Annotated in this window: 1 protein-coding gene; it reads left to right on the top strand. The window is 62.7% G+C overall.

The features are described from left to right. Positions 1 to 184: 184 nt before the first annotated feature. Positions 185 to 1,567 (top strand): IS4 family transposase, encoded by a 1,383-nt coding sequence (locus tag VGP39_RS25515; protein ID WP_327570866.1) that lies wholly within the window; start codon positions 185 to 187, stop codon positions 1,565 to 1,567. Positions 1,568 to 1,699 lie beyond the last annotated feature (132 nt).

The following is a 1,699-nucleotide window of genomic DNA, read 5'->3' as shown; positions in this document are numbered from 1 at the left end:
GAGGCGAGCCTCGACAGGGTCGAAGACATCGTCGACGAGTATGTCCGGCTCAGTCTCGACGGCATTTTCCTGAGGCCGCTCTCCCCTTACGGCCTACGGCGTTCACACATTCTACTTGTTGATCGCCACTTGTGAATCGGTTGATGTATCGATTCTGTGATCCCGTCTTGAAGGGCGGGTCATCATGGTGGAACAGACTGGAGCGCTTGGCTATTTCGGGGATGCACGGCGAGCGGCCGTCGGCACGGAGCTGATCGAACGGGTTACGGCGACCGGATCGCTGGTGATCCGCAAGCTTGGTGAGACGCGCGCCGGCGAACTGGCGATCCACCGTTTCCTATCGGCCCCATCGGTGACGTGCAAGGAGATGCTGGGAACCCTGGCGGGGCGCACCGTCACGGCCACCGCAGGGCGGCGAATTGTCGTCGCGCAAGACACCACCGAGATCAATTTCGCGGGCCGAGAGGCCAATCGCCGCGGACTGGGGCCTGCCGGCGATGGGGTTTCGGCCGGCTTTTTCATTCATCCCCTGGTCGCCATCGACAGCGAGACGGAGGCTGTTCTCGGTCTTCTCGACTCGCATATCTGGACCCGTGACGACGCGATCGAGACGGCGCCACGCCGCAAGCGTGCGATTGAAGACAAGGAGAGCATCCGCTGGCTGAGAGGAGCCGAGCGGGCCGCTGAATTGTTGACGGATGCGGCGTCGGTTGTAGTCGTCGGCGATCGCGAGAACGACATTTACAGTTGCTTCGCCCGGCGTCCGCCAGGGGTTGATCTCATCGTTCGTGCCGCACAAGACCGCGCTCTGGTCGAAGACGCATCGTTGTTCGCCAGCGCGGCAGCTTGGCCCGAATTGACGCAGATGCTGGTCAAGGTGGCGCCTCGCCGGGTTGGCGATCCCGGCCGGATCGCGACTGTGGCACTGCGTGCCGGCCCGGTCACGCTCAAGCGGCCCCGCAACGGGTTCGCCAAGACCGAACCCGAGACGGTGTCGATGACGCTGGTGGAGGCCCGCGAAATCAATCCGCCTGCGAACGAAGAACCACTGCACTGGCGCCTGCTGACCACGATCGAGGTTGGCGACGCCGCCGCGGCGTGCGAAATCGTGCGGCTATATCGCCTCAGGTGGCGAATCGAAGAAATATTTCGCGCGCTGAAAAGCGACGGTATGCGTCTGGAAGAGACGCAGGTGCATGAGGCTGGACGGCTGTTCAAGCTGGCCGTCGTCGGATTGGCCGCAGCGTGTCGAACCATCCAGTTGGTGGACGCACGCAACGGTAGCCCAAGACCGGCAAGCGATGTGATCGATCCTGTCTTGTTGCCTGTGGCCGAAGCCATCGGCGCAACACTGGAAGGCAAAACCGACCGTCAGAAAAACCGCCACCCGCTGCATTCTCTTGCATGGCTGGCTTGGATCGTTGCCAGACTTGGGGGCTGGAATTGCTACTACAAACCGCCCGGCCCGAAGACAATGAGAGCAGGATGGGCACAGTTCGCAACCATGACCGCAGGGTTCACGATCGCCACAGCCCTCGGAGCCGAGTCAAATGTGCGAATCCCGTAGGTTCCAGCACCCGGGCGATATGTTCGTGCCATTGCGGCGTGAACACCCCCAGGTCGGCCTCCGGATGCCGCCACGCCCCATGGTGGTGCGCCGTCGGCCCCGCCAGCAGGAACGCAACCAGATGCATTTTTC

Source organism: Bradyrhizobium sp. (assembly GCF_036009065.1).
Classification (GTDB): Bacteria; Pseudomonadota; Alphaproteobacteria; order Rhizobiales; family Xanthobacteraceae; genus Bradyrhizobium.
This window is presented reverse-complemented; position numbering and strand designations above follow the sequence as displayed.